Genomic DNA, 2,707 nt, shown 5'->3' on the forward strand with positions numbered 1-2,707 from the left:
AGTCCCCACAAAATATATGCAGCCGCTGCATAAATATATAGCGCGGTACCTTCGAACATATGTGTACTAAAAAGACCAACAAGTACAATGGCATTCAGTAGCGTACCGATAACTATCCAAGGGCGAAATTTACCGAATTTAGAACGGGTATTGTCGACGATCACCCCCATCATAGGATCGGTAATAGCATCAATAATACGAGCAGCAAGGAAGATGGTACCTACGAATGCGGCAGAAAGACCTGCAACATCCGTAAAATAGAACATCAAGAAAATATAAATAGGTGCGCAGGCGAAATCCTTACCTAAAGCCCCTAGACCATAGGAGAGTTTTGTTTTCAGTGTAATCGCAGAGTCAGACGTCATAAACCTTACTTCAAAGTTGTTAATTTTACTGCAGTTATAATCTACTAAAACTTGCTTAGAAACTGTGACCTACGCATTAATTGTGGAAACGTTTACAACTTTGTTGTCACTTTTCAGTCCTGAATCAAATCAAACCTGTAATTACCAATGGGAGCGCAACCTACAATAGAGTATACTTGACTAACATTTTGTCAAATCACTCATTGCGACCTTGGTAAACATGGAGAAAATCACATTATAATGAAAACGATACCACCCCATTAAATGATTCAAGATCTCATTACACTTCAGGTTAGTTATTTGTAATGATAAAGGCTCCCCAAGCGAGGAAGCGAATGAGAAAAAATAAGGCTGATTAAAGCAAAGAAAAGCTCACCAGTGGCAACGGCATCTATAAGCGCCCCATGGTTTGAGTACTCGGGCAGTCCATGTCGTGCTCTCACGGAGGCTAACCGGTAATCTCCACTCTTTTGGTAGTTCTTGTTAATTGTTAACGATTTTTCCAATAACAGCGTATCGATCCAGAGAAGAGGAAGTGGTTTTATTTTATAACGAGTAAACAAATAGTGATCAATGAATCGTTTTTCTATTGTCGAGCCATGTGCAATTAAGATTTTACCTTTCATACATTGGAACAACTGCATCATAACATCATCGAGCGGCCGCCCATTGTCCAACATTTGCGGAACGATATGGTTGATAACTGCCGTTTCGGCCTTAACGCCTTCAGCCCCCTGGATATAGGTATGTACTGCCGAATTCATATCCAGCTTTGAGTTCTTGATACACAGGTAGCCAACACTCAGAATATCATCAGTTTCAGGTTCAAACCCAGTTGTTTCAAAGTCCAGCACTAAGTATTCAAGATCGTTGAGGTTGGCACCATGCTCTGGAAATGGCTTAGTAAGTAATGCCGATAAATGCTCGGGCAAACCGCCCTGTCTGAGTCTTTTTTCGCGTTCTCGCTCGATGGAACTCAAGGGATTAAAGTAACGCAGGAGTTTTTCCAATATTCTTACTCCCCATTAAACCGTAATTTGGCAAGATCTTGAAAATTAGAAATTATTCTAAATGCATCCTTCAGATGTTTGCGTTCAAAACTACCAAATGCATCTGGTGCAATATGATTGTTAGGTTCTTTTCCTTGCTTCAGGGCTTCAAACTGGTGAGTAAAGCGTACCTGGGTAATAAAGCGGTATGCACCAATAATGTCTTGTAAGCTATCTTCGGCAATAAGTTGCCTTTCAAACACAAAACGAAGCCGCTCTTCAGTACCTGTTAACTGACAACCTTCTGACAAGCTATAAATCCTTGCAAGATCAACGATCAGGTTGATCGCATATTTCTTAATATTGAGCGTATTACTGTTATCTCCGCTTTTCTCTACGACCAGATTATTGAAAATACTCAAAGGCGGGTTAACTGATATCGTCCCCCTTACTAAGGAACCAATAAACGACCCATTCGTCGCTATCTGCTGATGTAAATATGCTTGCAGCTGGTTAGAAAGTTCCGTTTCACCGTAAATTACGCGAACCTCCATAAATACAATGGCATTGAGCAACATGTCGTATTCAGGATTAGCTACCCATTTGCGATAGTACTCCTTCCATATTCTTAATGGCTGACACCATTTTGGAGAAGCGGCCATGTATTTTCCTGTACACAGAGGATACCCACATGCGTCTAGCCCATTGCAAACATACATAGCCAGGTGGTTAAAGTACATTCTGTCACTTGCCGTCGCCGTATCGGAAAGAATAATGGCATTATCCTGATCTGATAGCATATGTACTTCATTTCTTGCGTGCGAACCTGCAACCACCCAGGCATACTCACAAGGTGGTGGTCCCAGTTTTTCTTCGGCTAACAGAATCAAGCGGCGATTATAGGCATCCATAATCATTGCCATCACCTGGCCAATAATCTCCGATCTCACCTTGCCTTCCACCAGCGCTTCAAAAATAGCCTGACGTTCAGGGGTTAACCGAGATAATATTTCAATGCTGTCGGCATCTTTGATTTTCTCTATCAAAAAAATAGCCTGTACCCGGTGGTTTTGAACCAGATTAGACGTCGTTAACAACCCGAGAACTCTATTATTACTAACAACAGGCAAGCTGCGAATATTATGCTGCATCATTAATGATACCGCCTTTAAAATAAGCTCTTCAGGTTCTATCGTGTACGGTGACACCGTCATCACTTGGGATACTGGCTGATTGATATCAATGCCTTTCGCCACAACTCGCTTGGTCATATCCCTGTCGGTGATCACTCCCGCGATTTGCTCTGCTTCCATCACCACAGCAGTTGATGAGTGAGCCTTTCGCATCGCCTGG

General features: G+C 42.0%; 3 protein-coding genes. All 3 read right to left on the reverse strand.

Annotated features, from left to right (window positions below):
* Positions 1–365: MFS transporter (locus MHN01_RS23700; protein WP_239413812.1), on the reverse strand; the 365-nt coding region annotated here is incomplete at its 3' end.
* A 296-nt stretch (positions 366–661) separates the two neighbouring features.
* Positions 662–1,375 (reverse strand): 3'-5' exonuclease, encoded by a 714-nt coding sequence (locus MHN01_RS23705; protein ID WP_239413813.1) that lies wholly within the window; start codon positions 1,373–1,375, stop codon positions 662–664.
* 5 nt (positions 1,376–1,380) lie between these two features.
* Positions 1,381–2,707: DUF294 nucleotidyltransferase-like domain-containing protein (locus MHN01_RS23710; protein ID WP_239413814.1), on the reverse strand; the 1,327-nt coding region annotated here is incomplete at its 5' end.

Origin of the sequence: Photobacterium sp. OFAV2-7, assembly GCF_022347985.1 — a bacterium.
GTDB lineage: Bacteria > Pseudomonadota > Gammaproteobacteria > Enterobacterales > Vibrionaceae > Photobacterium.